The sequence below is a fragment of the Stappia sp. ES.058 genome (assembly GCF_900105595.1).
Taxonomy (GTDB): domain Bacteria; phylum Pseudomonadota; class Alphaproteobacteria; order Rhizobiales; family Stappiaceae; genus Stappia.
Genome location: NZ_LT629784.1, coordinates 1,570,402 through 1,595,070, shown reverse-complemented (window position 1 = coordinate 1,595,070; position 24,669 = coordinate 1,570,402). Strand labels below are relative to the sequence as shown.

Genomic DNA, 24,669 nt, shown 5'->3' with positions numbered 1-24,669 from the left:
CACGCATGGCGAACGAACCGCAATCCATTGCCGAGTTTCGCGACCTGGCCCGCCGGCGACTGCCGCGGTTCGTCTTCGACTTCATCGACGGGGGAAGCGGAAGCGAAAACACTCTTGCGGAAAACCGGGATGCGCTCGATCGCATCCGCTTGCTCGGCTCCGCGCCCACAAACGTCAGTGACTGTTCAAGCGCGGTCACCCTGTTCGGGCAGCGCCACGCCTTTCCGGCGATCATCGGCCCGACCGGTCTGGCCGGGGCGGCATGGCCACGCGGGGACATCGATCTGGCGCGCGCGGCGTCCGCGAGCGAGATCCCCTTCGTAATGAGCACCGCGGCCACCGCCACAATGGAAGAGGTCGCGGGAGCCGGCGCCGGGGCAAAATGGTTTCAGCTCTATCTCTTCAAGGATCGCGAGGTCAGCAAACGCCTGGTTTCCCGGGCACGGACCCTTGGCTTCAAGGCCCTGGAAGTCACCGTGGACAATGCCATACCGGGCCGGCGGCTGCGTGACGCCCGAAACGCGTTTTCCCTGCCGTTTCGCTGGACGCCGGCAAAGCTTGCAAGCCTTGCTCTCCATCCCGCGTGGAGCCTGCGCATGGCCCGGGCCGGCGCGCCGAAGCTGGAGGTCATGGCGGCGGAACTGGGCCTCCAGCGAACCGATACCATCGCGGAACTGATGCAGTCCCAACTCGACGGATCCGTGGGATGGGACGACATCAAGTGGGTCCGCGACGCCTGGGACGGCCCCTTGATCGTCAAGGGCATGCTTGATCCGGCACAAGTGCCGAAAGCGCTGGAGGTCGGGGTCGACGGCCTGGTCATTTCCAATCATGGCGGGCGGCAACTGGACGGCGCGGTCGCAACGATCGACATCCTGCCGGAGTTTCGATCGCGGGCCGGGTCAGACCTGACGCTGCTGGTCGACAGCGGGTTCCGGACGGGGTCCGATATCGCGCGCGCGCTGGCGCTTGGCGCCGACGCGGTGCAGATCGGCCGCGCAACGCTCTACGCGCTGGCGAGCGGCGGGGAAAAAGACGTTGGCCGGGCGCTCGCCATCCTGAAAAGCGAATTCGAAATCGCGCAGATGCTGATGGGTGCGCGCACCCTGAACGATTTCAAGATCTCCATGCTGCGGACCCATCATTCGTTCGCGATCCCGGAACCGGCGCCGCAGGCGCACTCCATGTCTCCCGCATCCGGCCCGCTGTCGCTTGTCGGTGGCGACTAACAGGGCGCCGTGCATTGAGCACCGGGATTGCAGCATCCCCTTGTCTTTCCGGAAACAACAACCACAGAAGGGAACAGTCAGATGCTTCGACAAAAACTGGCCGCATGCGCTGCGGCTGTCCTCATGTCCGCAATCGTCTTGCCGGCAACCGCGGCGGAAATGACCAAGATCGCCATCACCTACATCGTCGATCATCCCGCCATCGACGCGGCCCGCATGGGCATCGTCGATGAACTGGCGGACGGCGGATACACCGAAGGCGAGACCCTGGATATCAGTGTTCAAAGCGCACAGGGCAGCATGCCGACGCAGTTGCAGATCGCCAAGGCCTTTGCGGGCATGGCGCCCGACCTGCTGATCGCAATCAGCACCCCCTCGGCGCAGGCCCTTCAAAGTGCCGCCGGCGATATTCCCGTTCTCTTCGCGGCCGTGACGGATCCGGTCGAGGCCAAACTGGTCGCCAGCATGGAGGCCCCCGGCGGAACGATCACCGGAACCAGCGACAAGCAGCCCTTCGCACCGACGCTTGAGCTGATCAAGACTCTCGTTCCGGATGCAACGACAATCGGCGTGATCTACAATGCAGGCGAAGCGAACTCGGTGTCTCAAGTCGCGGCGCTGAAGCTGGCGGTCGAAGCCTTCGGACTGAAGCTTGAAGAAAGCACCGCATCCCAGACGGCCATGGTGGCGGATGCGGCCGTCAGCCTTGCCGGACGTGCCGACGCCATCCTCATTCCCACCGACAGCACTGTCGTCGCGGCCGTCGAGAGCGTGGTGAATGTCGGCAAGAAAGCCAAGGTGCCGGTGTTTGCCAGCGACACGAACTCGGTCGAACGCGGGGCCCTTGCGGCGCTCGGCTTCGATTACTACAAGCTCGGCCGCCTGACCGGCCAGATGGCCATTCGCGTGCTCGACGGAGAAAGTCCCGGCGCGATCCCGGTGGGGGTCCTGGATACACAGGACCTGTATCTGAACAAGGCCTCCGCCGCAGCCATGGGCGTGACCTTGCCGGGCGACATTCTGGAAAAAGCCAAGAAGGTTGTCGAATAACATGAGCGCGCTGGCTCTTTCCGGAGCGATCGAAGCAGGGTTGCTTTTCTCGCTCGTGGCGCTCGGGGTGTATCTCTCCTTCCGCGTCCTCAGCTTTCCCGACCTCACGGTCGACGGCAGCTTCCCTTTGGGAGCTGCCGCGACCGCTGTGGCAATCGTCAACGGCATCAATCCGTTTCTGGCGACCGCCATCGGCACATTTGCCGGATGCTGCGCGGGGTTCGTCTCCGCCTATCTCAACGTTCGCTTCAAGATCCTGAACCTTCTCGCCGGTATCCTGACGATGGTGGCGCTTTATTCGATCAACCTGCGTGTCATGGGACGTCCGAACATCTCCCTTTACGGTGAGGAAACGATCTTCACCCCGTTTACGCAGGTGCTGGATTTCGGCTTGTGGACCACCAGTACGGTTCTTCTTGTGATCGCGGTTGCCATGAAGCTCTTCGTGGACTGGTTTCTCGGGACCCAGGTCGGACTTGCCCTCAGGGCGAGCGGAGAAAATCCGGTGATGGCCCGGGCGCAATCCGTCGACAACGGCCGCATGACGATGGTCGGGATGACACTGAGCAACGGGCTTGTCGGGCTGGCCGGGGCGCTGTTTGCCCAGAGCCAGGGCGTCGCTGATGTGTCTTTGGGTATTGGAACCATCGTCACCGGTCTTGCCGCCCTGATCATCGGCGAGACCCTGTTCGGCTCGGTCAAGGTCGCCTGGGCGACATTCGGATGCCTGATCGGCGCAGTGCTCTACCGCCTTTTCATCGCCGCCGCCCTAAGCGCAGGGTTTCTCGGCATTCAGGCGCAGGACCTCAATCTTGTCACAGCCGTAGTCGTTGCGGTCGCGGTCATTCTGTCCCAGGCCCGGCGCAACAGCAGGTTCAAGCTTTGGCCGAGATTCCGGCGCCTTTTTTCCCAACCGCAACCGCAAAAGGGATAAGCGAATGCTCAGTGTCTGTGATGCCTACATCACCTTCAATCCCGGCACGCCGCTGGCGGTTCCCGCGCTTCGCGGTGTCGATCTCGACATCACGGACGGGGAATTCGTCACCGTGATCGGGACCAATGGCGCCGGCAAGTCGACGCTTCTGTCGGCCGTTGCCGGGGATGTGCGTCTCGATCGCGGCGGTATTTACATCGATGGTCACGACGTGACGGCACGACCGACCGAGCAGCGTGCGGGCATGATCGGACGGGTGTTTCAGGAACCGCGCGCGGGCACATGCAGTTCGCTGACGGTTGAGGAAAATCTGGCGCTCGCAGCGAGCCGCGGCGGGCGACGCCGCTTTCGCAATGCCCTTGGAGGGGCGCGCAAGAAGCGCGAACTCGCGGAACAGCTTTCGCGGCTCGGAATGGGCCTGGAAGACCGTCTCGGCGCCATGGCCGGCACGCTTTCGGGGGGTCAAAGACAAGCGCTCAGCCTTCTCATGGCCACCTTGCTTCCGATGAAGATCCTCATCCTCGATGAGCACACGGCCGCCCTCGATCCGGGGGCGGCGGCCACCGTGCTCGAACTCTCGGCGGAGATCACCGGGGAACAGAGGCTGACGGTCCTCATGGTGACCCACAGCATGCGAAATTCGCTCGACTTCGGCACCCGTACGATCATGATGAATGCCGGTCGGATCCTGCTCGACATTCATGGCGAGGCGCGCAAGGGCTATGACGTTCCCGACCTGCTCGAGCTCTTCAAGAAGACAACCGGCACCGAGGTCGAGGACGACCAGCTCATTCTCGCCTGAGGGTCAAAACGGACGTGCGTTCCGGCACATTCCGCCGGCACGCGCGCCTTGGCGTGGTGCGGGGCTACTCCGACCCAGATGCCCGTTCCCGCTCCAGCTCCGCAGCCAGCAATCCCGGGGGATTTTCCGGCACCATCTGGTGCAGGCGCGAAACCCGTATTTCGGCGAACAGTCCCGCGCCCGCATATGGCTCCGCATCGAGAAACCGGTCGACGGCCTCACGCGTTTCATGGGACAGAACCATCAGGCTCCCGATCACCACGGACCCGTCGTCGGTTTGCAGCGGTCCTCCGAAGGCGACCCTGTCGCCATGCGCAATCATGTATTCCAGATGTTCAGCGCGCGTGCGCCTGCGCAAGTCGCCGGCATCCGGCCGGTCTAGGCAATGAACGACAAATGGCATTTCGCAAGTCCTCCATCTTGGTCAGGAAGGCGCTCACCGAAAGCGTTTCATCCCCACGGACCGACGCCCTTGCGTCGTGCAGGCCGTGACGCCTCCAAACCCTCTGGCGACGTATCGGGCCCGTCATGTGTTATCGGCCGGCCACCATCCATCCCGGGCTTTCTCGAAGCCCATGCGATGCCTGGGTTCATGTTGTTCGACATGGGCGATTAAGCCGTTGCCTTTGTGTATTTAAGTGCATATGATTGCACGATGCAAACAATTAGCAATCAAAAATCTGATGACAAGAAAGCCGACAGCTCCGCCTCCGAAAACCGCGGCGCCGAGTTGCTGCAGCTCGAGAGTTGGCTTCCCTATCGGCTGTTTCGCATATCCGTCCGTGTGGCGGATGTCCTCAACGCCTATTACGGGCCGAGATTTGGATTTTCCCGATCGGCGTGGCGAACCATGGCGATCATCGCAAACCGCCCCGGCGCCAGCGCCAAGGAAATCTGCCAGGCGGGCGGGCTCGATCAGTTCTCGGTGTCCCGGGCGGTCAAACAGCTTGTGGAACTCGGGTTTGCGCGCCGAACGCCCGGACGATCGGATCGTCGCTACGCGGCGATCGAGCTCTCCGAAAGCGGCTGGTCGGCCTTCACTGAAATCTCCGATGTTGCCAAACGCCTCGACGCGGATCTGACGAGCGCCGTTTCGGAAGAAGAACTGGCGGCGCTCGATGGCATTTTGGCCCGGCTGGACAACGCCAGCACCGGAATTCTCGCACGCGGATGGCGTGGTGCGACGGATCCGGTCGCAGATTTGCCCGGTGTGCCTCCGGTCAAGCAGGGCGACAGATAGGCACGGGCCGCCCTCCCCGCTTCGGCTGTCCTGACGACGTCGGCGGACACTTGCAGGAAAGGGAACCATGGGCGCGTTTCTGTTTGCGGCCACGGCCGTTCTTTGGGGCAGCAGCGCCATCGTCACCGGACAGCAGGCGGTGTCCGGTGCTCCGGAAGTATCGGTCGGCTACCGGATGGCGGTGGTGAGCCTTGTGATGTTCGCATGGAGCTTTATGCGCGGACAGAATGTCAGCCTGCGCAGGCCGGATCGACCGTGGGTCGCGCTTCAGGGCATCTTGTTCTTCGGCCTGGCTTTCATCTCGTTTTACCATGCAACCACGCTCATCACGTCGGGCATCGCGGCGCTGGTGCTGTCGACGTCGTCCCTGTTCGCGGCCCTCATCGGATGGCTTTTCCTTTCGGCCCCGGTCACGGTGCGCATGTTGATCGGCATCGTCTCGGGAATTGCCGGTCTTGGCGTGATCGCGCTGCCGCAGTTGGCGGTTGTTTCGTCCAATGCCGAGACAATCAGCGGCGTTGCGTTCGCGCTTGCCGCTGCCGCCTGCACCGGATGCGGCACCGTCGTTGCCATGCGCAACCAGCGAGCCGGGATCCCTATTCCCGTCCTGATCAGTTGGGCGGCTCTTTGCGGCGCGGCGTTTTCCTTCGCTCTCGCCTATTTCGGGGGCTCAAGTTTCAGCGTCGATGTGTCGGTTACGTATTTCGCGGGCCTTGCCTATCTGGCGATCATCGCGTCCTGCATCACGTTCTTCATGTATTTCAGTCTCGTCCAGCGCATCGGCGCCGCCAGTGCCTCCTATACGCTTGCCCTGGTGCCTGTGGTTGCCTTGCTGCTTTCGGCGGTGTTCGAGAACCTCACGATTGACGCCTATGTGCTGTCGGGCGGCGTAGCGGTCCTGATCGGAAACATTCTTGTTCTGAGCTCCCAGGAGAGACGGACGGCTCCCGTTATTCCATCGATGAAGGAGGAATGAACCTCATGACCAAGACGGTTTACGGCCCCCATCCGGTGGCGCCGCTATCGGCAGCGGTTCGCGCCGGCGACTTCGTCTTTCTCTCCGGACAGATCCCCTTCGGCCCCGACGGCAACCTTGTCGGGGGCAACATCGAAACCCAGACCCGTCAGGTGCTCGACAATATCGCCGCAGCGCTGGCATTGGCCGACGCCACACTGGCCGATGTGGTCAAGACAACCATCTGGCTGACCGACCCGGCCGATTTCAGCCGCTTCAATGCAGTCTACAGCACCTATTTTCCCAGGCCCTTCCCTGCCCGCTCGTGTGTCGCGTCGCAGCTGATGGTGGATGCCAGCGTGGAAATCGAGGCGTTGGCCTACAAGCCTTTGCCGGCCTGACTGGCTGTTGACAGACGAGGGCCCGGGCCTTGGTGAATGGCCCGGGCCCGGTCGGGTCGGCGTGTCCCCGGCAACCGCCTCAGGCGGCCTTGCGATGTGAAAGCGCCTCGAGAACGAGATCCGCGGTTTTTCCGGCGGAAGCCGGATTCTGACCTGTCACGAGGGCGCCGTCGCGCACCGCGAATGGCTCGAAATCAGGGCCACAAACATAGTCCGAGCCAAGCTCCCGCAAGCGGGTTTCCAGCAGAAACGGAACCGATGTATCCAGACCGACGGCGCGTTCCTCGCTGTCGGTGAAGCCGGCGACCTTGCGCCCAGCCAAAATTGCGGTGCCGTCTTTGCGCTTGGCGTTTACAAGGCCGGCTGGTCCATGGCAGACGGCGGCCATGATCTTGCCTGCATCCAGCGTATCGGCGACAAGACGGGCGAGTTCGTCGCTCTTTGGATAGTCGAACATGGTGCCATGCCCGCCGGGCAGAAACACGGCATCATAGCCGGAAACGTCCAGCGTGTCGAAACGCGGCGTGTTCGAGGCAGCTTCCATCAATTCCGCATCGTCATAATAGCGCTCGACGGTCGCGTCATTCTCGCCCCGCGGTTTCACGCTCCGCGCATCGACGGGGATTGCTCCGCCCGCGATCGAGGCCAGAGTGACCTCTGCACCGGCATCCCGAAAGGCGTAATAGGGAGTGGTCAGTTCTTCAAGCCACACGCCGGTCGGCTCGTCGGAAGGTGCCATGGTCGCTGCCGAGGTGGCGATCATCAGGATCCTGGGTGTGTTGCTCATCAAAAGCTCCCGTACCGTGTTGGTTTGCGTCTGGGCAAGAAATGGTGCGCGATGGTCGGTCACGAAAATAATATCTTTCGCCTTCAGGCATAAAATTATTTATATGTCCGGTCATGTCACTGGTTCATCTGCGCAGCTTCGTCGAGGTCTATCGGCACCGGTCCTTCACGGCTGCCGCCCGCGCACTCGGGCTCACACAGCCCGCGCTTTCGCATCATGTCGCCAGTCTGGAAGGCCAGATCGGCCGGACCCTGTTCGACCGTCATGCCCGCGGGGTCTTGCCGACGGCGGCGGCTGACGATCTGGCGGCGCGACTTGGCAGCACGCTGCAGGACGCGGAAGCCGCACTCGCGTCGGCGCGCGCGCGCTCAGCGATGCTGACCGGCACCATTCACCTTGCCGGTCCGTCCGATTTTCTGGCTGAAGGCTGCGCGCCCCTTTTGATGCGGCTGCAAAAGGCCGGACTGACGGTTCGGATTGATGTTGGCGGACGTGACGCACTCTATGACAAACTCTTCAACGATGAGGTCGATCTCGCCATCACCGCCTCGGCTCCGTCCGATGCGCGCCTCGACCATGCAAGGATTGCAGAGGAGCGTTTGCTGCTGGTGGCCGCACCCGAGAAAATGCCCGCTCTCATAGCGTCCGCGAGCCTCGAAACAGGATTGCACGCGGTCCCCTGCGTTGCCTACGACCTGGACCGCCCCCTTGTCAGGACCTGGCTCGAGCACAACGGGATCCCTTTGCCGGAAACATCCCCGGTCCTTACCGCTCCCGACTTGCGCATGCTGCGAGCGCTTGTGGGTGAGGGAGTCGGCTGGACGGTGCTCCCGGACTATCTGTGTGCGGAGGCGTTTCGACTGAAGCGCCTGGTCTTCCTGCCCGCGCCCGTGGCGACGCCGGTCAACCCGCTCAACCTTGTCTGGGCGCGCAGCGCATTGCGGCATCCGCGCATTGCCTTTGCCCGCAAGATCATGCTTCAGGCGCCCGCCTGAAGACCGGCCTCGCCGCGGGCGGCAACCCGTGGGCACCGCGCATCTTGATCCTGCGCCTGTTGGGGACTTCGCCGCGACGTCTTGAAGTCGCCTTTCACATGGTCCCACCAATACCCGAGATAGGATCTGTCGGCGCGTGCCGAAAACACCTCCGGCGCGCCGCGCGCAAGGTCTGGAAGGCGCGTCCACGGGACGTTGGGAAACGTGTGATGCTCGTTGTGATAGCCGGTGTTGAAGAGCAGGCGGTTGATCCAGCCGTAGGTGGAGCGTGTCGGTGTTTCGACATCATCGCCTGGATGCTCGCTGAGCGACTGGCCGAGGTTGCTGATGCCGAACTTTCCCAGGAAAATCGAAAGCGCCCAGTTGTGATAGAGCCATCCATAAAAGCCGAAAAAGACCAGAAGCAGCACGTTGACGCCGAGCGACCAGCCAATGAACAGCCGACGCTGCCAGGGTGAAGGCGCGCTCGAGGGGATCTTGCGCTTCGTGTCGCGCACAGTGCGACCGGTCAGGCGTTCATAGAGGCGCGGAAAGATCTCGTCGCTAATGATGAATCCGAACGGAAGCAGATGAACGAACAAAGTCGCGATCGAAAGCGCACGCTGAAGACGCGGTCGGTCATGAACCAGCATCTCTCTCGCCTTGAACGCACAGAGATCCTCGTGTTCATAATCACGCTCATAATCCCCGATAAACGGATGATGGCTGGACAAATGTTCATGCTGGTAGGTGAGTTGCTTGGAGAAGGATCCCAAGACTGTCTCGAGGCCGAGATCGAAGGCGAGCTTTGCGCCCTCCCCTCGGAAGATCAGCTTGTGCGCCGTCTCGTGGACAAGGGCACCAGCTGCATGAATGACGAATTGACCGACGAAGAAAGCGGTAAGAAAGACCACCAGAAGATTGGCGTCGGACACGGCCCATGCCACGCTCCAGTGGATCGCCAGGAGCAGCGGAACCGCGAAGGCGGTGCGCCATTCCGGACCAGCCAGCGCCCGCAAGCCGGGATGTGCCACCAGCGCATCCTTGCGCATCTGGAGGTGGCGTCGCGCCTGTGGTGATATGCTGGTCGCCGGCCTGTCGATATCGGTCTTGGGACCATCGGCAAGCGACCCTGCCTGCAAAGCTGTCATTGTCGGTTTTCCGTGACGATCATCTGGCCATTCCTTGGACACAAAACCTTCGGCCATGTCAAACTTGCAGACCCGCGGGACTTCGCCGCATGTCGGATGAAGGCCCGCCTACCTTTCTTGCAGTGCCAGCCGAACCCCGAGAGCGCAATAAATGCTGCCAACGACCTTGCCCTGCCATTTGAGAACGATCGGGTTGCGGCGGAGGAAGTTGCCGAGGCCACCCGCGGCAACGGAGTAAACGATTGTGCTGACGAAGCCGATCAGCGCGAAGACACCCCCCAGAATTGCAAGCTGCATGACCACAAAGCCTTTTTCCGGAGCCACAAATTGCGGCAGGAATGCAAGGAAGAACAGTGCGGTCTTGGGGTTCAGGACTTCGGCCACAATTGCCTGCCGAAACGCTCGCGATGCCGTGACCGGGAGGCGCCCCTGCCCCGGGCCGACTGATGTTTTCGCGAAGATTGCTTTCAAGCCAAGGTAAACCAGATACGCCGCTCCAAGATACTTTACGATGGTGAAGAGCATTGCAGATGCCGCGATGATTGCCGAAATGCCGATGACAGCCATGATCGTGTGGAGAAAATCGCCAGCGGTGATGCCTGCACCCGTCGCAATGCCGACTTTCGTTCCCGACGTGGTGGCCCGGGCAACCGTCAACAGGGTGGCGGGGCCGGGAATGAAGACAAATCCAAGAACGATCAAGGCGTAGGTTACCAATACTGCCGGGTCTATCATTTTGCGCGCTCCAAAAATGCTTGAAATACGAGCAATCCATAATCCGCGGGCCAAGACAAGCACCGAGACAGGACATTTACCACAGCCCGACGAACAAGCGGTTCAGTCTCGTCGTCGGGCATTGTCCGGAGAGCGTGAAAGACGAACCGCCGATGTTCCGCAAGCGCCAGGAATCCAGGGGCTCCCGTGCAGGCGATGAGCACCGTTCGGCCAGACAAGGGCGCACATCGACTTCCTCTTCGAGGCTCCGGTCGGATTGGTCCTTCCCCGGTCACTCCAGACTGTCTTGGCGCATCGCACTCTTTGCACCCATCGTCGCCTCCGGAAAACGGGCGACTTGTCCCGAACTGCAACATGAATTTCAACGCAGAAGCGAAAATAACTCAAGCTATTGGCGAACTCGAATTGAGCGCCCAACGCCTTTGTCTGGTGGACAGATGCGTATTATTGTCAATAAAACCTCCCTCTTGAAGATTAAACACTCCTTCACGACTCCTTGTATATAATAATTCTTCAATATTGGAGATTGTAATGTCTCTTTCCGCATCCTCAAAAGTTGCATTCTTTCTGGCTCTCTCAGCGTGGCTGGTCATTTCTGCCCAAGGGTCACCGAAATCTGGGGCTATAGAAAATTTGCATGCGCGGACGGCCGGTCTCAACAGCGAGGCCTTGCGGCGGGATGTGGTCGAACTGGCAAGGCTGGCACGCAGGCATGTCGAAACGGAAGGGCTTGTCGTCGCACTCGACGAGTTCAAGAGGAAGCCGTGGAAGCGTCAGGCAAATGGGCTCCATATATGGGGAGTGACGATGTCGGGATTGAGTTGGTATGACGTCGGGCATCCGGATCTGGTCGGAATCGATGTTAGAAACATCACCGATATCGAGGGCCGGTACTGGGCAAGACTGGCGCGTGAATCTGCCGAGGGCAGTGGCGCCAGGGTGTTTTCTCTCCTGTTTCCACATCCTGAAACGGAACTTTCGGCGCGTAGCCTGCACACATGCTTCTTGCTGAAGGACGGCCAGCGGATCCTGTGCGCAGGCGGGTTTGAAGATGTACCGCGTTAAGCCCTGGCTCTGGTTTTCCAACTGGAGGATCGTCTGTCGCGTGCTGGCTGCACCGCTCGTGATGCTCTTGACACTTGTGCTCCTCTCCTTTGTCGGCTTGCAGATACTGCAAGCGCAGCGCTCGATGATCACCGTCGGATACGAGGAATTGCAGCCTGTCCTTACCCACGCGACCAGCGTTCCGCAGGAACTCGCCCGGATCGAAGCTCATCTTTACAAATTGTCGGCATGGGGCCAGATCGGCGTAAAGGGATCGGAACTCGAGAAGACGATCCAGAGCATCAGTCGAAGCCTCGATATTGTAAGAATCGACATCGAAGCCCTTGATACCGGAGGGCTTGAGGGCGTTGATGAGTTGGAGCGCGCCTTCAAGGACTATCGAAGCAACACCCTCAATGCGATGCAATTGATCCTGCGCAACGCCACGCTCGGTGCAGTGGCGACCCGCGGCGGCCACGCTGTGTACGTTCGTGCATCGGAAGCCGCGCGCAGGATTTCCGAAAACGCCCGTGTGCGTGCCCGGAACCGGGCCGTCGCTGCGATCAATGCCGCGGAACGCCTGACGCGCGATTTCATAACGGCGTCCGCAGTCGCCGGCCTGCTTGCAATCATCATCAGCCTTGCCGCAGCACGCACGATTGTCGCTCCCATCCGCGGTCTGGTCCGGGCGATCCGGGCCCTTCTTGCCGGGGATCTGACGGTAACCGTTCCGTTCGTTGAGCGAAGCGACGAGTTCGGCCGGATCGCTCAGTCGGTCAAGGCACTTCAGGATGTCTTGCTCGAAAATCGACTGGCTGCGAACCAACAGGAAGTGAAACAGGCGGAGCTGCAATATATCGCCACCCACGACGCGCTGACCGGGGTTGCCAATCGCAAGGCCTTCGACATGTTCATGACGGAAAAACTGTCAGGCTCCCCGCAGACTGCCGGCGCGCTCGTCTATATCCTGCTGGATCTCGACGGGTTCAAGCCGGTCAACGATACCTACGGCCACGACGCTGGTGATGCGGCCCTGAAGGCGCTGGCCCGACGTCTGGAACGCAGCGCAAGGCCCGGCGATCTCGTTGCGCGGATCGGCGGCGATGAGTTCGGCATTCTTCTGCCGATGCACGAAACCCGCTATGATCCGGAGGCGATCGCCAACCGTTTTCTGGATGCTGTCCGGCGTCCGGTCTCCTTCAATGATCAGGACCTCCACGTCGGTGCGAGCATCGGTATCGTCCGTCGATCGGACGTTGACGGTGGTACTGCCGAATTCATCGCTGCGGGCGATCAGGCGATGTATATCGCAAAGCAGGAAGCAGGCCCGTCGTTTCACGCTTACAGGTCCGATTCCACAACCCTGGTCTCCGAGCTTGCGGAGCGGCAGAAAATCGAAACCGCGCTCCGGACCGGCGAGTTCGTTGTCCACTATCAGCCCAAGGTTGATTTGCGCAGCGGTTCGATTGCTGCATTCGAGGGACTGGCACGCTGGCGCCATCCCGAACGCGGGATCCTGAAGCCCGTGGAATTCCTGGCGCAAATTGAAAAATTCGGTCTTCAAAGAGAGTTTTCCACGGTCATCGCAGCCCAGGTTGTTCGCGATTTCACGGCATTCGATGCGATCGGGAAAACCGATTTGGGTCTGTCATTCAATCTGGAGGATGGCTTGCTGGCGACTGTAGCCGGCGTCGCGGCCCTGGAGGACCTGATCCGCACACATGCCTCCATCGCCTCCCGATTGACGCTGGAGATTACCGAAAAAGTCTTTGTTTCGCGCGCCTCCGCCGCAATCCAGACACATGCCATCCGTTTGACGGATCTCGGTGTGCGTATCTCCGTGGATGATTTCGGGACCGGTTATGGCGCGCTCAGGCATCTTCGCGCCTTTCCGTTTCATGAGATCAAGATCGATCGCGAATTCATTTCAGCGATTGGACACGACCGATCGATGGAAGTGATCGTCGATGGGTTCATTTCCATCGGAACGGGACTTGGCGCCGAGATCGTTGCGGAAGGTATCGAAACCGAAACACAGGAACGGTATCTCATTCAGCGCGGGTGTCGCTTCGGTCAGGGTTATCGCTATGGCACGGCCGTGCCGCTGGAAGAGGCGCTCGACCTCGTTCGACACGGGAATGCGGTCTCCCCGAGACCTGCCACCGGATCGGACAACGGTCACGACAGGCTTTCGGTCTTCGATTGCAGATAAGCCCTGTTCCACGATCCGACGTTCCGGCATCATGACGGTTCGAATCCGTTCGCCAAAGGAATGTCATGTTCACGAGCAAGATCCGGTCGTCCGCGGTGCTGGCAGCCGCGTTCATTTCAATCGTCCATGTCGGACTGCCGTCCTCGTCACAAGCCGCCACGCCCTGCGGCGGTGATTTCAAGGCATTTCTCGACGGCGTCGCGCAAGAGGCCCGCTCGCAGGGGCGCCCGGAAGCGGCGATCTCGGCAACCCTCGCAGCGGCGCGGATCGATCGGAAGGTGTTGTCCCGCGACCGCGCCCAAGGCGTCTTCAAGCAGACGTTCCTGACCTTTTCCAAGCGTTCCGTCAGCGGCTACCGGCTGAAGCAGGGTGCCGCGAACCTTCGCAAATACGCCTCGACCTTTCAAAGGGCCGAGCGTGAATACGGTGTCCCCGGCCCCGTGATCGCGGCGTTCTGGGGGCTGGAAACGGACTATGGCGCGGTTCAGGGCGACTTCAACACCGTCAGTGCGCTGGCGACCCTCGCGCATGATTGCCGGCGACCACAGCTGTTTCGCCCGCAGCTCATCGCGGCCATCGAGATGGTGGAACACGGCGATCTCGACCCAAGGCGAACAACCGGGGCCTGGGCCGGCGAGATCGGCCAGGTCCAGATGCTGCCCGAGGACATCGTGCGCTTCGGTGTCGACGGCGATGGCAACGGCCATGTCGACCTGAAAAACAGCGCTCCTGATACAATCATGACCGCTGCGCGCTTTATCCGGCATCTTGGATGGCGTCCGGGCGAACCGTGGCTGCAAGAGATCACGCTGCCGTCCAGCCTCCCCTGGGAGAAGACCGGTCTGCACTACGACATGACGGTCGGCGACTGGGCCGTCCTTGGGGTGCGCGCCCGTGAAGGCGGATTGCCCTCCGCGAACTTGCCTGCGGCCCTTCTGCTGCCCCAGGGCAGGAAAGGACCCGCGTTTCTCGCTTATCCAAATTTTCGTGTCTATCTGGAATGGAACAAGTCGTTCATCTACACGACGTCCGCAGCCTATTTTGCCACCCGCCTGAACGGCGCCAAACGATATGACGCCGGCAATCCCGGCGACGGGCTTTCGGATCGAGCAATGAAGGACCTTCAGACCAGGCTTCGCAATCGCGGGCACGATGTTGGCAAGATCGATGGAATCCTGGGTGCGGGAACGCGCGCGGCTGTGCGCACCGAACAAATGCGGCTTGGCCTGCCAGCCGATGGCTGGCCGACGGGTGATCTGCTCAACCGCTTGTAATCCCACGAGGACCGAAGCGCGTTCGGTCAGCCGGCAGCATCGTCCGGCGTCTCCGGCTTGAATGCGGGCGGGTTGTCTATGCCGGAAGCCGCATGCAGGAAGCGAATGCCGGCCTCATCGCCATTGATCCAGACGAGTTCGGCAAGAACCTTTATGTCCTTTCGCGGGAACTCGAACAGGAACGTGCGACTGAGTGAGATGAAGCTGCCGAGGCGAACCCTGCACCCCGATATGCTCAGGTCTTCCACCATACACGCGATGGACGCCCCCTTGTCCTGAATGATGGCCGGCACAATGCAATCGACACGTCGTGTCGAGCGGATTTCCCCGCGCACGGTCGGCTTCTTCAGCACTCTTGCCTGCTCCCGATTTCTTGACGGCCCCTTCGGGCGTTTCTTGCAACACATGAGTATTAGCGCGGCGGCCTCAACAAGGCGTGAATCCCGGTGGCCAACGGCGGTTCGGCTGCCGTTGTGGTGAAATGCATCCAGTCACTTTTCCCCTACGTAAATTGGGGAGTGACAATACCGGCTCGCTTGAAAGCCAGTCGGTGTTGACCACGCCTTTTGAACGCGAACGGCAAATGGAGGTCACCATGTGTGTGTCGATGTTTCGGAAATTCGCGGTCGGGTGCCTGCTCGGCCTTACGGTCTTGTTTGCCGCGCAGGGCAGCGCCGTCGCACAGGATGACGCAAAGCTGAAGGGGATCGTTGAGAAGCAGATCGCGGCCTTCCGGGCCGGTGATGCCGAAGCTGCCTACGGCCTCGCCGCACCGATGATCAAGCGGATGTTTCCCAGTCCCGACCGGTTCATCGACATGGTGAAACGCGGGTACGCGCCAGTCTACAACCCGTCCGCCGTTGCGTTTGGAAGCTTGCGCGAAACGGCGAAGGGACCCATTCAGGAAGTCTATGTCACCGACGCCAAGGGGCAACAGTGGCTGGCGCTCTACAGCTTCGAGCAGCAGGCAGACGGAACCTGGAAGATTTCCGGTTGCGTGCTGACCAAGAGCCCGGGCTTTTCCGCCTAAGCGATACGCGGTCGGTTTTCAGTCGCGCGGGGGGGTGTCTCCGCGTGCCCAGCCGTCTCGGGTTTCACGTCGGAAGTCCTCGAAGGTTCCGGCCTCGATCGCGTCACGAATGCCCTGCATGAACTGCTGATAGTAGGCGAGATTCGACCAGGTCAAAAGCATCGCGGCGAGCCCCTCGCCCGCCTTGACCAGATGGTGCAGATAGGCGCGGCTGTAGTCGCGCGCTGCCGGGCACCCCGACACTTCGTCGAGCGGGCGGGGATCTTCTGCATGGCGGGCGTTCTTGAGATTGATCTTTCCGAAGCGCGTATAGGCAAGGCCGTGGCGTCCGGCGCGGGTCGGCAACACGCAGTCGAACTGGTCTATGCCGCGCGCGACGCTTTCCAGGATATCTTCCGGCGTTCCCACGCCCATCAGGTAGCGCGGTTTGTCGACAGGCATCGCCGGTGTCGTTTCCTCAAGCATTTTCAGCATGACATCCTGCGGCTCGCCGACGGCCAACCCGCCGACCGAATAGCCCTCGAACGGCATCTGCCCGAGCGTTTGCGCTGAAATCACGCGCAGATCCGGCACGTCCCCTCCCTGCACGATACCGTAAAGCGCCTGCCCGCGCCCGGGCCCGCCCATCGTCTCGAACTGTTGGCGCGAGCGCTCGGCCCATCTGAGCGAGAGACGCATCGCGCGCTCCACATCCTCGCGCGGCGCGGGCAAGGCGATGCACTCGTCGAGCTGCATCTGGATATCGGATCCCAGCAATTGCTGGATTTCGACGGACCGTTCCGGCGTCATCACGTGGCGCGAACCGTCGATATGGCTTTGGAAGGTCACGCCCTTTTCGTCGAGTTTGCGCAGTTGCGCCAGCGACATGACCTGAAACCCGCCGGAATCGGTGAGAATCGTATGCGGCCAGTTCATGAATGCGTGCAAGCCGCCGAGGCGCGCGATCCGCTCCGCGCCGGGGCGCAGCATCAAGTGATAGGTATTGCCGAGCACCACATCCGCGCCAAGTTCGCGCACCTGGGCGGGATACATCGCCTTGACGGTCGCCTGCGTTCCCACCGGCATGAAGGCCGGCGTGCGCACCAGACCGTGCGGCGTCCTGATTTCACCGCGGCGGGCCATGCCGTCCTGCGCGATGAGACGGAAGGAAAAGGGGTCGGTCATGGTGCGTCCTTGGGAAAGAGCAGCGATGCGTCTCCGTAGGAATAGAAGCGGTATTCCTGCGTGATCGCATGCGCATAGGCGGCGCGCATTTCGTCCAGTCCACTCAAGGCGCTGACCAGCATGAAAAGCGTTGAACGCGGCAGGTGAAAGTTGGTCATCAGCGCGTCGACGACGTGAAACCGGTAGCCCGGGGTGATGAAGATCGAGGTCTCGCCGGAAAAGGCGCTCAATCCGCCCTCTCCCTGAGCGGCGCTTTCCAGGATGCGCAAGGAGGTGGTTCCGACGGCAACGACGCGGTTGCCGCGCGCGCGAACATTGCGCAGCGCTTCGGCGGTTTCGCCAGAGATTTCCCCCCGTTCGGCATGCATCCTGTGGTCGTCAGTGTCGTCCGCCTTCACAGGCAGGAACGTCCCGGCCCCCACATGCAGCGTGACGAGGTGGCGTTCGATACCGCGCGCGTCGATTGCCGCCATCAGCTCGGGGGTGAAATGCAACCCGGCTGTCGGCGCCGCCACGGCTCCATCCTTCTCGGCGTAGATCGTCTGGTAGTCATCGCGGTCGGCGGCGTCCTCACCGCGCTTTTGCGCGATATAGGGCGGCAGGGGAATGTGGCCGACGGCCGCGATCGCCTGATCGAGGTCCGGCCCGGCGAAATCGAACGCCAGAAGCACTTCGCCGGTATCCCGCTTTTCCGCGACCGTCGCATCGAGCGTCCCAAAAAGACAGGTCTCGCCCTTTCCGCTGCCGAAGCAGATACGGTCGCCGGGAACGAGCTTCTTCGCCGGGCGCACGAAGGCCCACCAGCGGTCGTCGCCGGCCTTCAGGTGCAGTGTTGCGCCAATGCGCGCGACCGCCTGCCCACGCGTGCGGGTGCCCTCAAGCTGGGCGGGAATGACCTTCGTGTCGTTGAAGACAAGCGCGTCGCCAGGCGACAGCAGCGCCGGCAGGTCGCGCACGCCCCGATCGTCCAGCAGCGGCTCCGTGCCGGGGCGCACGACGAGCATGCGCGCGGCATCGCGCGGGCGCGCCGGACGCAGGGCGATGCGCTCTGGCGGAAGTTCAAAATCGAAATCATCGACGCGCATGGCAGCTCTGCGGCTCAAGAGAGGGACGTCAGAGATCCCATGCCCGATTCTGGAACACGAGCCGGAAGCCGTCGGGATCCTCGAAGGTCGTGCCCGCAACCTCCCAATAGGGATTGTGCGCGGGCACCGGCTCATACCCGTGTGCTGTCATCCGGTCAACTGCAACGCGCCAGTCGGCGGGATCCGGGAGATAGAGGACGAGCAGATGTTCCGGGCTTTGCGCCCGCGGGGCGATCTCGCCGTGTTCCTGGACCAATTCCAGATGCCAGGGCGCTCCGGGATAGCCGATGATCGTTCCGGAAAAGCCGACGTGATCCGAAAACGCGGCAAGGCGCCGAAATCCGGCGCCTTGCATGTAGAAGCGCTCAAGCGGCGCAAGATCGTTGGTCGGCCGTGCCACCCGGAGGACCGGAACGCTTTGGATCGCTGTACTCACGTTCCGATCCTCTGACGTCATGCGTCGGCTGCGACCTTAAGCGAGGTGATCTTGTCGGGGTTTTGAACCGGCTCGCCGCGCTTGATCTTGTCGACATTGTCCATGCCGGAAATCACCTCGCCCCATGCGGTGTACTGTCCATCGAGCCAGGGCGCATCGCCGAAACAGATGAAGAACTGGCTGTCGCCCGAGTTCGGATCCATCGCACGCGCCATCGAGCAGGAACCGCGGGTGTGCTTGTGATCGTTGAACTCGGCCTTGAGCTTGGTGCCCGAACCGCCTGTGCCGGTGCCCTGAGGACAGCCCGTCTGGGCCATGAAGCCGTCGATCACGCGGTGAAAGACGATGCCGTCATAAAATCCGTCACGCACCAGTTCCTTGATGCGGGCGACATGACCCGGCGCCAGGTCCGGCTTCATCTCGATGACGACGGCCCCCTGCGTGGTTTCCATCAGGAGGGTGTTCTCGGGATCCTTGTAGTCTGCCATGCGTATTCTCCTTGTTCAGTGTCTTGAGAAACGGTGAGAGGCAACCGTCAGTCGACGTCGGCGGCGACCTGCAACTTGATGATCTTGTCGGGGTTCGAAACCGGCTCGCCGCGCTTGATCGCGTCGACGTGCTCCATGCCGTCGATCACCTCGCCGAAGACCGTATACTTGCCGGTCAAATGGGGGGCGGCGGAGAACATGATGAAAAACTGCGAATTGGCGCTGTCGGGATCATTCGTGCGCGCCATTCCCAGAACACCGCGCTCGAACGGGCGCGGCGAGAACTCGGCCGCGAGGTCGGGGCGCTCCGAGCCGCCGGTCCCGGTTCCGGTCGGATCGCCGGTCTGGGCCATGAAGCCGTCGATCACGCGATGAAAGACGATGCCGTCATAAAACCCGTCGCGGGCAAGCTCCTTGATCCGCGCGACGTGATTTGGCGCGAGATCCGGGCGCAGGCGGATCACCACCCGCCCGTCCTTGAGATCGAGATAGAGCGTGTTTTCGGGGTCGCCCTGCTGTGCAGCCGCCGACATGCTCATGACAACCGTCAACAGCACAGCCGCTACGGCGGAGACAATACGCGAAATCATGTGACCTCCTGATAGGTGCCAAGTCCTATTCGCCGAGACGGCGCGTCAGGCATTGAACGACATGCGCGGGGACGAAGTGTTTCACGTCCCCGCCCATCTTCGCGATCTGGCGTACCAGCGTGGCGGTGATGTGACGAACCTCGGGCGAGGCCGGCAGAAAGACCGTTTGGACTTCCGGCGCAAGCGACCGGTTCATGCCGGCCATCTGCATCTCGAAATCGAGGTCGGTGCCATCGCGCAGTCCGCGGACCAGAAATGCGGCGCTGTTCTGACGGGCTGCCTCGATGACCAGATTGTCGAAGGAAATCACCTCGAGGCGTGCGGCATCGGCCGCTCCGAAGGCCGCCTCGGCGACAGCCCCGATCATTTCGACGCGCTCCTCGAAGGGAAAGAGGGGCGTCTTGCCCGGATGAATGCCGATGGCAACGACGACGCGGTCAGCCAGGTCCAGGGCATGACGCAGAATGTCGATATGACCATTGGTAACAGGGTCGAAGGACCCAGGATAAAGAGCGGTGCGTGTCATTTTCTCTGTCTAGCCGGGGCAAGCAGCCGACACAAGCGGCCCGATCAACGATCGTTGCCCAAAAGGCACACACGCATAATTTATTTAACCCAAGGCCACTTTATGCTAGACTGTTGCCAATAATCATAAGGAGGCGTGAAATGCGTAGCATTGCTTTCCTGAGCCTTGGCGGTCTTGCAACTGCGGCGGCGGCCATCGCCGTATTCGGAGTTGGCGTCACTGTGTATTCCGGCTCCCCCGCCGATGTGGCAACCGTGGAGAAGGGCGACCGGCTCCCGCGAACGGTGCAGGTTGCCTGCGGCAGCGAAACGATGGTGGACACGGCGACCGGCTGCGCGGACATCGCCCGCGCCCTTGCCCCTCCCGACAGCGGAACCTTCCAAACGACCGCCATCACCGGCGGACAGACGACGATTCTCGTCCGCAAGCGCGTTTCAGAGTGATCCGAAACTTCCTGACCTCGGACCTCTCGACAGTGTGACGGCGGCTCCCCCGATCCGCCGTCACATTTTTTCAGCTTCAGTACGAAGCCGCCCGTCTTTGCGCCGCTCGACCTATTTCCAAAATTCTGCAGTCCTCGCCGCATGTCCCGCCGAGCCAATTCGCGTTGCGGCTTTCACGCGGACATTGACCGCCAGGTTCACGCAACGCGCACACAGTGTTCACAGATTTCTGAGCCGGCGGCCTCTTGTTTCACCGATCGGGATCAACCATATCCGTCCCATGATGACGAATTACGAAAATTATCACCCATATAGTCCGCTTACCCTTTGGGTCGCCGGCATTCTTGTCTTCGGCGTGACGCTCGGAACAGGTGTGGCGACCATAGGCAGTCAGGCGGACGCGATGCCCCGGTCGGAACACCGGATCGCCCTTGCCGAACGCGAGACGCCCGGCGGCTCTTGCGGCGGTGTGATCTTTCGGGATGCGGACCCGGCGTGTTTTGCGGTGCGGGCGAGCCCGCCCCCCGCGTCCGCCGAGGCGAGAAACACTCGCGATCCAGGGAACCCCGGAGAAGCCGCGGGATCGTGACGCGCATCACGGTTCTCTTGCCGGGTCCGGTGCATTGTGGGGGCATAGAAAACACAAAGCAGGGACGCAACGGCAATGACCTTCACGACAGAGAACTTCAAGACGGCACCGGACAGAACCTATCGCGAGTTTGTGCTGGCAGCAGTTGCGGCGGTTGCGGTCTTCGCTGCCATCGCCACGGTCGCTCAGACGATCAAGGTGGCCTCCGCCAGCGACGCTCAGCCGGCCGAGATCGCGGCCAAGTCCGACAGGGTCACATCGGCCTTGCCAATGTCCTGTCAGGGACAGGCCTGGGGTGACTGGACGTCGGAGTGCCTGTCTGCCATCGGCGGAAGCTCCAATCCGCGTCAGGTCAAGTTCAAGACGTTCGAGTCTCGAGACGCGCAAGGCAGGACATCCATCCTTGCCCGCGTTCCCGCCCGCTCCTGAGTCTCGACAGACGTCCGGCAGCCCCGGACGCCAGACCGGCTGTGCCGCTGAACTGCAAAAGGCGACGCCCTGGATCACAGGCGTCGCCTTTGCTGTCGTTGGCGTCGATGTTTGGTCCCGTTCCCGGCCTCGAAGCCAGAAGGGGGATTTTTCCCCTCCCGCTCCTGCAACTCGGGTTTACTCGGGATCCTCTTCGGGCCCAGGCGCGCCGTCGTCCGAATGGCCGTCATTACCCTCCGGTCCATTTCCGGTCTCGGGATCGGCTCCGCCCGCGGCACTGCCAGCTTCGGCGGCATTGTCCTCGATCGCCTCGAGTTCGCCGTCCTCCGCATCTTCATCGGAGATCCGCGACACGGAAACGACTTCCTCGCCCTCGGCCGTGCTGAACACGATCACGCCCTGGGTTGCCCGTCCGGCGATACGGATGCCGTCAACCGGGCAGCGGATAAGCTGCCCGCCGTTGGTCACCAGCATGATCTGATCGTTGTCCTCCACCGGGAAGGAGGCGACAAGCGGCCCGTTGCGGCCGGTGACCGCCATGGCGGTGATGCCCTTGCCCCCACGTCCGGTCACCCGGTACTCGAAGGACGACGAGCGTTTGCCATAGCCGTTCTCCGACAACGTGAGGATGACCTGCTCGGCAGCGCTCATCGCCGCATAGCGTTCCTGCGACAATTCGCCCTCAGCAACCCCGTCCTCGTCGCCGCCGGCGACCTGCTCGACCGCCTCGTCGCCCTCGCCCCGCATGAGGCGGCGTCGGCGCAGATAGGCGACGCGTTCTTCCGCCGTGCAGTCGAAGTGATGCAGGATCGACATGGAAATGACGTGATCGTCGTCTGCCAGGTTGACGCCGCGAACGCCGACCGAGTTGCGGCCGGCGAAGACACGCACGCCCGTCACCGGGAAGCGGATACACTGTCCGAGTGCTGTCGTCAGGTGAACGTCGTCATATTCGGTGCAGGTGAAGACGCCGACGATGCCGTCGCCCTCCTCCAGCTTCATCGCGATCTTGCCGTTCTTGTTGATCTGGGCGAAATCGGAGAGCTTGTTGCGGCGCACCGTGCCGCGACGGGTCGCGAACATCACGTCGAGGTTCGCCCACGTCTCTTCATCTTCCGGCAGAGGCAGGATCGAGGTGATCTGTTCGCCCTGCTCGAGCGGCAGCATGTTGACCAGTGCCTTGCCGCGCGAGGTCGGCCCGCCGACCGGCAGGCGCCAGACCTTCATCTTGTAGGCGATGCCGCGCGACGAGAAGAACAGCACCGGGGTGTGGGTGTTGGCGACGAATAAACGCGTGACGAAATCCTCGTCCTTGGTCGCCATCCCCGAGCGACCCTTGCCGCCACGCCGTTGCGCACGATACGTATCGAGCGGCACACGCTTGATGTAGCCGGCGTGGCTCACCGTGACGACCATGTCCTCGCGGCGGATCAGGTCCTCGTCTTCCAGATCCGCACCGCCGTCGACGATCTCCGTCCGGCGCGGCGTTGCGAACTCCTCGTGAATTTCCGTCAGTTCCTTGCGGATGATGTCGAGGATGCGTGCGCGCGACCTCAAAATGTCCAGGAAATCCTGGATTTCCGCACCGATCTTGTTCAGTTCGTCGGCGATTTCATCGCGGCCAAGCGCGGTCAGGCGCTGCAGGCGCAGCTCGAGAATCGCGCGGGCCTGTTCTTCCGACAGGCGATAGGTTCCGTCCTCCTGCACCATATGGCGCGGATCGTCGATCAGCCGGATCAGCGGCTCCACATCGCGCGCCGGCCAATGACGCTCCATCAACTGCCCGCGCGCCGTTGCAGGATCGGGCGCCGTGCGGATCAGGTGGATGATCTCGTCGATATTTGCAACCGCAATCGCCAGACCGACCAGCACATGGGCGCGATCGCGCGCCTTTTTCAAAAGGAAGCGCGTGCGCCGGCCGATCACCTCCTCGCGGAAGGCGATAAAGGCGCTCAGCATGTCCTTCAGGCCAAGCTGCTCCGGTCGTCCGCCGTTGAGCGCCACCATGTTGCAGCCGAAGCTCGTCTGCAGCGCGGAGAAACGGTAGAGATTGTTTAGGACGACGTCGGCGACAGCGTCGCGCTTCAATTCGATTACGACGCGCATGCCGGTGCGATCGGATTCGTCGCGAATGTCGGAAATCCCCTCGAGGCGCTTGTCGCGGACGCTTTCCGCTATGCGCTCGATCATCGTCGACTTGTTCACCTGATAGGGAATCTCGGTGACGACAATCGCGAAGCGGTCCTTGCGGATTTCCTCGACCTCGGCCTTGCCGCGCATGACAACCGAGCCGCGCGCCGTTTCATAGGCCGAACGGATGCCGGAGCGTCCCAGAATGATGCCGCCGGTCGGGAAATCGGGACCCGGAACGATCTCCATCAGCTCCGACGTCGTCATCGCCGGATTGTCCATCAGCGCGATGGAGGCGTCGATGACTTCGCCCAGATTGTGCGGCGGGATGTTCGTCGCCATGCCGACGGCGATGCCGCCCGCGCCATTGACCAGCAGGTTGGGGAACTTCGCCGGCAGGACGACAGGCTCGCTTTCGGAGTTGTCGTAGTTGTCCTGGAAGTTGACCGTATCCTTGTCGATGTCGTCGAGAATGCGCTGGGTGACCTTTTCCAGACGACACTCGGTGTAACGCATCGCGGCGGCGGGATCGCCGTCGACCGAGCCGAAGTTGCCCTGGCCGTCGATCAGCGGCAGGCGCAGAGAAAACGGTTGCGCCATGCGCACGAGGGCGTCGTAGATCGCGCTGTCGCCATGCGGGTGATATTTACCCATCACGTCGCCGACCACGCGGGCCGACTTGCGGTAGGGCTTGTTCCACTCGTAGCCGTTCTCGTGCATCGAGTAGAGGATGCGCCGGTGAACCGGCTTCAGCCCGTCGCGAACGTCCGGCAATGCGCGGCTGACGATCACGCTCATGGCGTAATCGAGGTAGCTGCGCTTCATTTCGTCGGTGATGGAAATCGGCCGAATGTCGGACGGAAGTCCGCCCGACGGTGCGCTCGTGTCGCGGTCTGCCAAGGGGGTGTCTCACATCTGTTGAAATCGTCTGATTCTTATAGCCGATTCCGGGGCTTGCGACAAATCCGCAA

At 61.9% G+C, this 24,669-nt stretch carries 26 protein-coding genes; 14 read left to right on the top strand and 12 right to left on the bottom strand.

Annotation, left to right across the window (positions count from 1 at the left end):
- The first annotated feature begins 5 nt into the window (after positions 1-5).
- From BLU32_RS07405 to BLU32_RS07390, 4 genes are all read left to right on the top strand, one after another.
- On the top strand, positions 6-1,229 hold the full coding sequence (locus BLU32_RS07405; RefSeq protein ID WP_093805759.1) for an alpha-hydroxy acid oxidase: 1,224 nt from the start codon (positions 6-8) through the stop codon (positions 1,227-1,229).
- An 81-nt stretch (positions 1,230-1,310) separates the two neighbouring features.
- A complete protein-coding gene (locus BLU32_RS07400) occupies positions 1,311-2,279 on the top strand; it encodes an ABC transporter substrate-binding protein (RefSeq protein WP_093805757.1) in 969 nt (322 codons plus the stop codon).
- 1 nt (position 2,280) lies between these two features.
- A complete protein-coding gene (locus BLU32_RS07395) occupies positions 2,281-3,213 on the top strand; it encodes an ABC transporter permease (RefSeq protein WP_093805755.1) in 933 nt (310 codons plus the stop codon).
- 4 nt (positions 3,214-3,217) lie between these two features.
- On the top strand, positions 3,218-4,015 hold the full coding sequence (locus BLU32_RS07390) for an ABC transporter ATP-binding protein (RefSeq protein WP_093805753.1): 798 nt from the start codon (positions 3,218-3,220) through the stop codon (positions 4,013-4,015).
- Between the two features lie 64 nt (positions 4,016-4,079).
- Here the strand turns inward: BLU32_RS07390 and BLU32_RS07385 are convergent, their stop codons facing one another.
- Positions 4,080-4,418, bottom strand: coding sequence for a YciI family protein (locus tag BLU32_RS07385; RefSeq protein ID WP_093805751.1), 339 nt, complete (start codon positions 4,416-4,418; stop codon positions 4,080-4,082).
- Between the two features lie 252 nt (positions 4,419-4,670).
- Here BLU32_RS07385 and BLU32_RS07380 point away from each other — a divergent pair, with 252 nt between their 5' ends.
- From BLU32_RS07380 to BLU32_RS07370, 3 genes are all read left to right on the top strand, one after another.
- A complete protein-coding gene (locus BLU32_RS07380; protein WP_093805749.1) occupies positions 4,671-5,255 on the top strand; it encodes a MarR family winged helix-turn-helix transcriptional regulator in 585 nt (194 codons plus the stop codon).
- Positions 5,256-5,322: 67 nt separating this feature from the next.
- Positions 5,323-6,231, top strand: a complete 909-nt coding sequence (locus BLU32_RS07375; protein ID WP_093805747.1) for a DMT family transporter — start codon at positions 5,323-5,325, stop codon at positions 6,229-6,231.
- A 5-nt stretch (positions 6,232-6,236) separates the two neighbouring features.
- Complete coding sequence (locus tag BLU32_RS07370) at positions 6,237-6,611, top strand: RidA family protein (protein WP_093810723.1); 375 nt, start codon at positions 6,237-6,239, stop codon at positions 6,609-6,611.
- Positions 6,612-6,690: 79 nt separating this feature from the next.
- Here the strand turns inward: BLU32_RS07370 and BLU32_RS07365 are convergent, their stop codons facing one another.
- Positions 6,691-7,398 carry a type 1 glutamine amidotransferase domain-containing protein gene (locus BLU32_RS07365; protein ID WP_197673711.1) on the bottom strand — a complete coding sequence of 236 codons (708 nt, stop codon included), beginning with the start codon at positions 7,396-7,398 and terminating at the stop codon, positions 6,691-6,693.
- A gap of 113 nt (positions 7,399-7,511) precedes the next feature.
- Between BLU32_RS07365 and BLU32_RS07360 the strand changes: the two genes are divergently transcribed.
- Positions 7,512-8,393: a LysR family transcriptional regulator gene (locus tag BLU32_RS07360; RefSeq protein ID WP_093805745.1), complete on the top strand. Its 882-nt coding sequence runs from the start codon at positions 7,512-7,514 to the stop codon at positions 8,391-8,393.
- Here BLU32_RS07360 and BLU32_RS07355 read toward each other — a convergent pair.
- Both BLU32_RS07355 and BLU32_RS07350 read right to left on the bottom strand, forming a co-directional pair.
- Positions 8,378-9,523 carry a fatty acid desaturase gene (locus BLU32_RS07355; RefSeq protein WP_157727559.1) on the bottom strand — a complete coding sequence of 382 codons (1,146 nt, stop codon included), beginning with the start codon at positions 9,521-9,523 and terminating at the stop codon, positions 8,378-8,380. The two genes, BLU32_RS07360 and BLU32_RS07355, sit on opposite strands and share 16 nt — an antisense overlap.
- Before the next feature lie 108 nt (positions 9,524-9,631).
- The gene (locus tag BLU32_RS07350) at positions 9,632-10,258 is read right to left on the bottom strand and encodes a LysE family translocator (protein WP_093805743.1); all 627 of its coding nucleotides are present in this window, start codon (positions 10,256-10,258) and stop codon (positions 9,632-9,634) included.
- A 531-nt stretch (positions 10,259-10,789) separates the two neighbouring features.
- Here BLU32_RS07350 and BLU32_RS07345 point away from each other — a divergent pair.
- The 3 genes from BLU32_RS07345 to BLU32_RS07335 all read left to right on the top strand — a co-directional run bounded on the left by BLU32_RS07345 (position 10,790) and on the right by BLU32_RS07335 (position 14,788).
- Positions 10,790-11,323, top strand: a complete 534-nt coding sequence (locus BLU32_RS07345; RefSeq protein ID WP_157727558.1) for a hypothetical protein — start codon at positions 10,790-10,792, stop codon at positions 11,321-11,323.
- Positions 11,310-13,514 (top strand): bifunctional diguanylate cyclase/phosphodiesterase, encoded by a 2,205-nt coding sequence (locus BLU32_RS07340; protein WP_093805739.1) that lies wholly within the window; start codon positions 11,310-11,312, stop codon positions 13,512-13,514. The genes BLU32_RS07345 and BLU32_RS07340 overlap by 14 nt, the downstream gene beginning before the upstream one ends.
- A gap of 65 nt (positions 13,515-13,579) precedes the next feature.
- A complete protein-coding gene (locus BLU32_RS07335; protein ID WP_093805737.1) occupies positions 13,580-14,788 on the top strand; it encodes a lytic murein transglycosylase in 1,209 nt (402 codons plus the stop codon).
- A gap of 26 nt (positions 14,789-14,814) precedes the next feature.
- Here the strand turns inward: BLU32_RS07335 and BLU32_RS07330 are convergent, their stop codons facing one another.
- On the bottom strand, positions 14,815-15,141 hold the full coding sequence (locus BLU32_RS07330) for a PilZ domain-containing protein (RefSeq protein WP_157727557.1): 327 nt from the start codon (positions 15,139-15,141) through the stop codon (positions 14,815-14,817).
- A gap of 242 nt (positions 15,142-15,383) precedes the next feature.
- Between BLU32_RS07330 and BLU32_RS07325 the strand changes: the two genes are divergently transcribed.
- Positions 15,384-15,818 (top strand): DUF4864 domain-containing protein, encoded by a 435-nt coding sequence (locus BLU32_RS07325; RefSeq protein ID WP_208976992.1) that lies wholly within the window; start codon positions 15,384-15,386, stop codon positions 15,816-15,818.
- 18 nt (positions 15,819-15,836) lie between these two features.
- Here BLU32_RS07325 and tgt read toward each other — a convergent pair whose 3' ends face one another.
- From tgt to coaD, 6 genes are all read right to left on the bottom strand, one after another.
- Positions 15,837-16,982, bottom strand: coding sequence for a tRNA guanosine(34) transglycosylase Tgt (gene tgt, locus BLU32_RS07320; protein WP_093805733.1), 1,146 nt, complete (start codon positions 16,980-16,982; stop codon positions 15,837-15,839).
- Complete coding sequence (gene queA, locus BLU32_RS07315) at positions 16,979-18,067, bottom strand: tRNA preQ1(34) S-adenosylmethionine ribosyltransferase-isomerase QueA (protein WP_093805731.1); 1,089 nt, start codon at positions 18,065-18,067, stop codon at positions 16,979-16,981. Before queA ends, tgt begins: the two co-directional genes overlap by 4 nt.
- Positions 18,068-18,095: 28 nt before the next feature.
- Complete coding sequence (locus BLU32_RS07310; RefSeq protein ID WP_244501812.1) at positions 18,096-18,503, bottom strand: VOC family protein; 408 nt, start codon at positions 18,501-18,503, stop codon at positions 18,096-18,098.
- Positions 18,504-18,520: 17 nt separating this feature from the next.
- Positions 18,521-18,991 (bottom strand): peptidylprolyl isomerase, encoded by a 471-nt coding sequence (locus BLU32_RS07305; RefSeq protein WP_093805727.1) that lies wholly within the window; start codon positions 18,989-18,991, stop codon positions 18,521-18,523.
- Positions 18,992-19,038: 47 nt separating this feature from the next.
- On the bottom strand, positions 19,039-19,530 hold the full coding sequence (locus BLU32_RS07300; RefSeq protein WP_371326972.1) for a peptidylprolyl isomerase: 492 nt from the start codon (positions 19,528-19,530) through the stop codon (positions 19,039-19,041).
- A gap of 76 nt (positions 19,531-19,606) precedes the next feature.
- A complete protein-coding gene (coaD, locus tag BLU32_RS07295; protein WP_093805723.1) occupies positions 19,607-20,107 on the bottom strand; it encodes a pantetheine-phosphate adenylyltransferase in 501 nt (166 codons plus the stop codon).
- Between the two features lie 140 nt (positions 20,108-20,247).
- On the opposite strand from coaD, the gene BLU32_RS07290 reads away from it, so the two are divergent.
- On the top strand, positions 20,248-20,550 hold the full coding sequence (locus BLU32_RS07290; protein ID WP_093805721.1) for a hypothetical protein: 303 nt from the start codon (positions 20,248-20,250) through the stop codon (positions 20,548-20,550).
- A gap of 664 nt (positions 20,551-21,214) precedes the next feature.
- Positions 21,215-21,568 (top strand): hypothetical protein, encoded by a 354-nt coding sequence (locus tag BLU32_RS07285; protein WP_093805719.1) that lies wholly within the window; start codon positions 21,215-21,217, stop codon positions 21,566-21,568.
- A 177-nt stretch (positions 21,569-21,745) separates the two neighbouring features.
- Here the strand turns inward: BLU32_RS07285 and gyrA are convergent, their stop codons facing one another.
- Entirely contained in the window at positions 21,746-24,523 is a 2,778-nt protein-coding gene (gene gyrA, locus BLU32_RS07280; RefSeq protein WP_208977041.1) for a DNA gyrase subunit A, read from the bottom strand.
- Positions 24,524-24,669: the final 146 nt, after the last annotated feature.

What these genes read in the sequence shown, in the direction of transcription:
- BLU32_RS07345 (WP_157727558.1), top strand. Translation starts at nt 10,790, where the DNA reads ATGTCTCTTTCCGCATCCTCAAAAGTTGCATTCTTTCTGGCTCTCTCA.
- BLU32_RS07360 (WP_093805745.1), top strand. Translation starts at nt 7,512, where the DNA reads ATGTCACTGGTTCATCTGCGCAGCTTCGTCGAGGTCTATCGGCACCGG.
- BLU32_RS07300 (WP_371326972.1), bottom strand. Translation starts at nt 19,530, where the DNA reads ATGAGCATGTCGGCGGCTGCACAGCAGGGCGACCCCGAAAACACGCTC.
- BLU32_RS07395 (WP_093805755.1), top strand. Translation starts at nt 2,281, where the DNA reads ATGAGCGCGCTGGCTCTTTCCGGAGCGATCGAAGCAGGGTTGCTTTTC.
- BLU32_RS07335 (WP_093805737.1), top strand. Translation starts at nt 13,580, where the DNA reads ATGTTCACGAGCAAGATCCGGTCGTCCGCGGTGCTGGCAGCCGCGTTC.
- BLU32_RS07355 (WP_157727559.1), bottom strand. Translation starts at nt 9,523, where the DNA reads ATGACAGCTTTGCAGGCAGGGTCGCTTGCCGATGGTCCCAAGACCGAT.
- BLU32_RS07325 (WP_208976992.1), top strand. Translation starts at nt 15,384, where the DNA reads ATGTGTGTGTCGATGTTTCGGAAATTCGCGGTCGGGTGCCTGCTCGGC.
- gyrA (WP_208977041.1), bottom strand. Translation starts at nt 24,523, where the DNA reads ATGAAGCGCAGCTACCTCGATTACGCCATGAGCGTGATCGTCAGCCGC.
- BLU32_RS07375 (WP_093805747.1), top strand. Translation starts at nt 5,323, where the DNA reads ATGGGCGCGTTTCTGTTTGCGGCCACGGCCGTTCTTTGGGGCAGCAGC.
- BLU32_RS07340 (WP_093805739.1), top strand. Translation starts at nt 11,310, where the DNA reads ATGTACCGCGTTAAGCCCTGGCTCTGGTTTTCCAACTGGAGGATCGTC.
- coaD (WP_093805723.1), bottom strand. Translation starts at nt 20,107, where the DNA reads ATGACACGCACCGCTCTTTATCCTGGGTCCTTCGACCCTGTTACCAAT.
- BLU32_RS07405 (WP_093805759.1), top strand. Translation starts at nt 6, where the DNA reads ATGGCGAACGAACCGCAATCCATTGCCGAGTTTCGCGACCTGGCCCGC.
- BLU32_RS07365 (WP_197673711.1), bottom strand. Translation starts at nt 7,398, where the DNA reads ATGAGCAACACACCCAGGATCCTGATGATCGCCACCTCGGCAGCGACC.
- BLU32_RS07400 (WP_093805757.1), top strand. Translation starts at nt 1,311, where the DNA reads ATGCTTCGACAAAAACTGGCCGCATGCGCTGCGGCTGTCCTCATGTCC.
- BLU32_RS07285 (WP_093805719.1), top strand. Translation starts at nt 21,215, where the DNA reads ATGACCTTCACGACAGAGAACTTCAAGACGGCACCGGACAGAACCTAT.
- tgt (WP_093805733.1), bottom strand. Translation starts at nt 16,982, where the DNA reads ATGACCGACCCCTTTTCCTTCCGTCTCATCGCGCAGGACGGCATGGCC.
- BLU32_RS07290 (WP_093805721.1), top strand. Translation starts at nt 20,248, where the DNA reads ATGCGTAGCATTGCTTTCCTGAGCCTTGGCGGTCTTGCAACTGCGGCG.
- BLU32_RS07385 (WP_093805751.1), bottom strand. Translation starts at nt 4,418, where the DNA reads ATGCCATTTGTCGTTCATTGCCTAGACCGGCCGGATGCCGGCGACTTG.
- BLU32_RS07380 (WP_093805749.1), top strand. Translation starts at nt 4,671, where the DNA reads ATGCAAACAATTAGCAATCAAAAATCTGATGACAAGAAAGCCGACAGC.
- BLU32_RS07350 (WP_093805743.1), bottom strand. Translation starts at nt 10,258, where the DNA reads ATGATAGACCCGGCAGTATTGGTAACCTACGCCTTGATCGTTCTTGGA.
- BLU32_RS07370 (WP_093810723.1), top strand. Translation starts at nt 6,237, where the DNA reads ATGACCAAGACGGTTTACGGCCCCCATCCGGTGGCGCCGCTATCGGCA.
- BLU32_RS07390 (WP_093805753.1), top strand. Translation starts at nt 3,218, where the DNA reads ATGCTCAGTGTCTGTGATGCCTACATCACCTTCAATCCCGGCACGCCG.
- queA (WP_093805731.1), bottom strand. Translation starts at nt 18,067, where the DNA reads ATGCGCGTCGATGATTTCGATTTTGAACTTCCGCCAGAGCGCATCGCC.
- BLU32_RS07305 (WP_093805727.1), bottom strand. Translation starts at nt 18,991, where the DNA reads ATGGCAGACTACAAGGATCCCGAGAACACCCTCCTGATGGAAACCACG.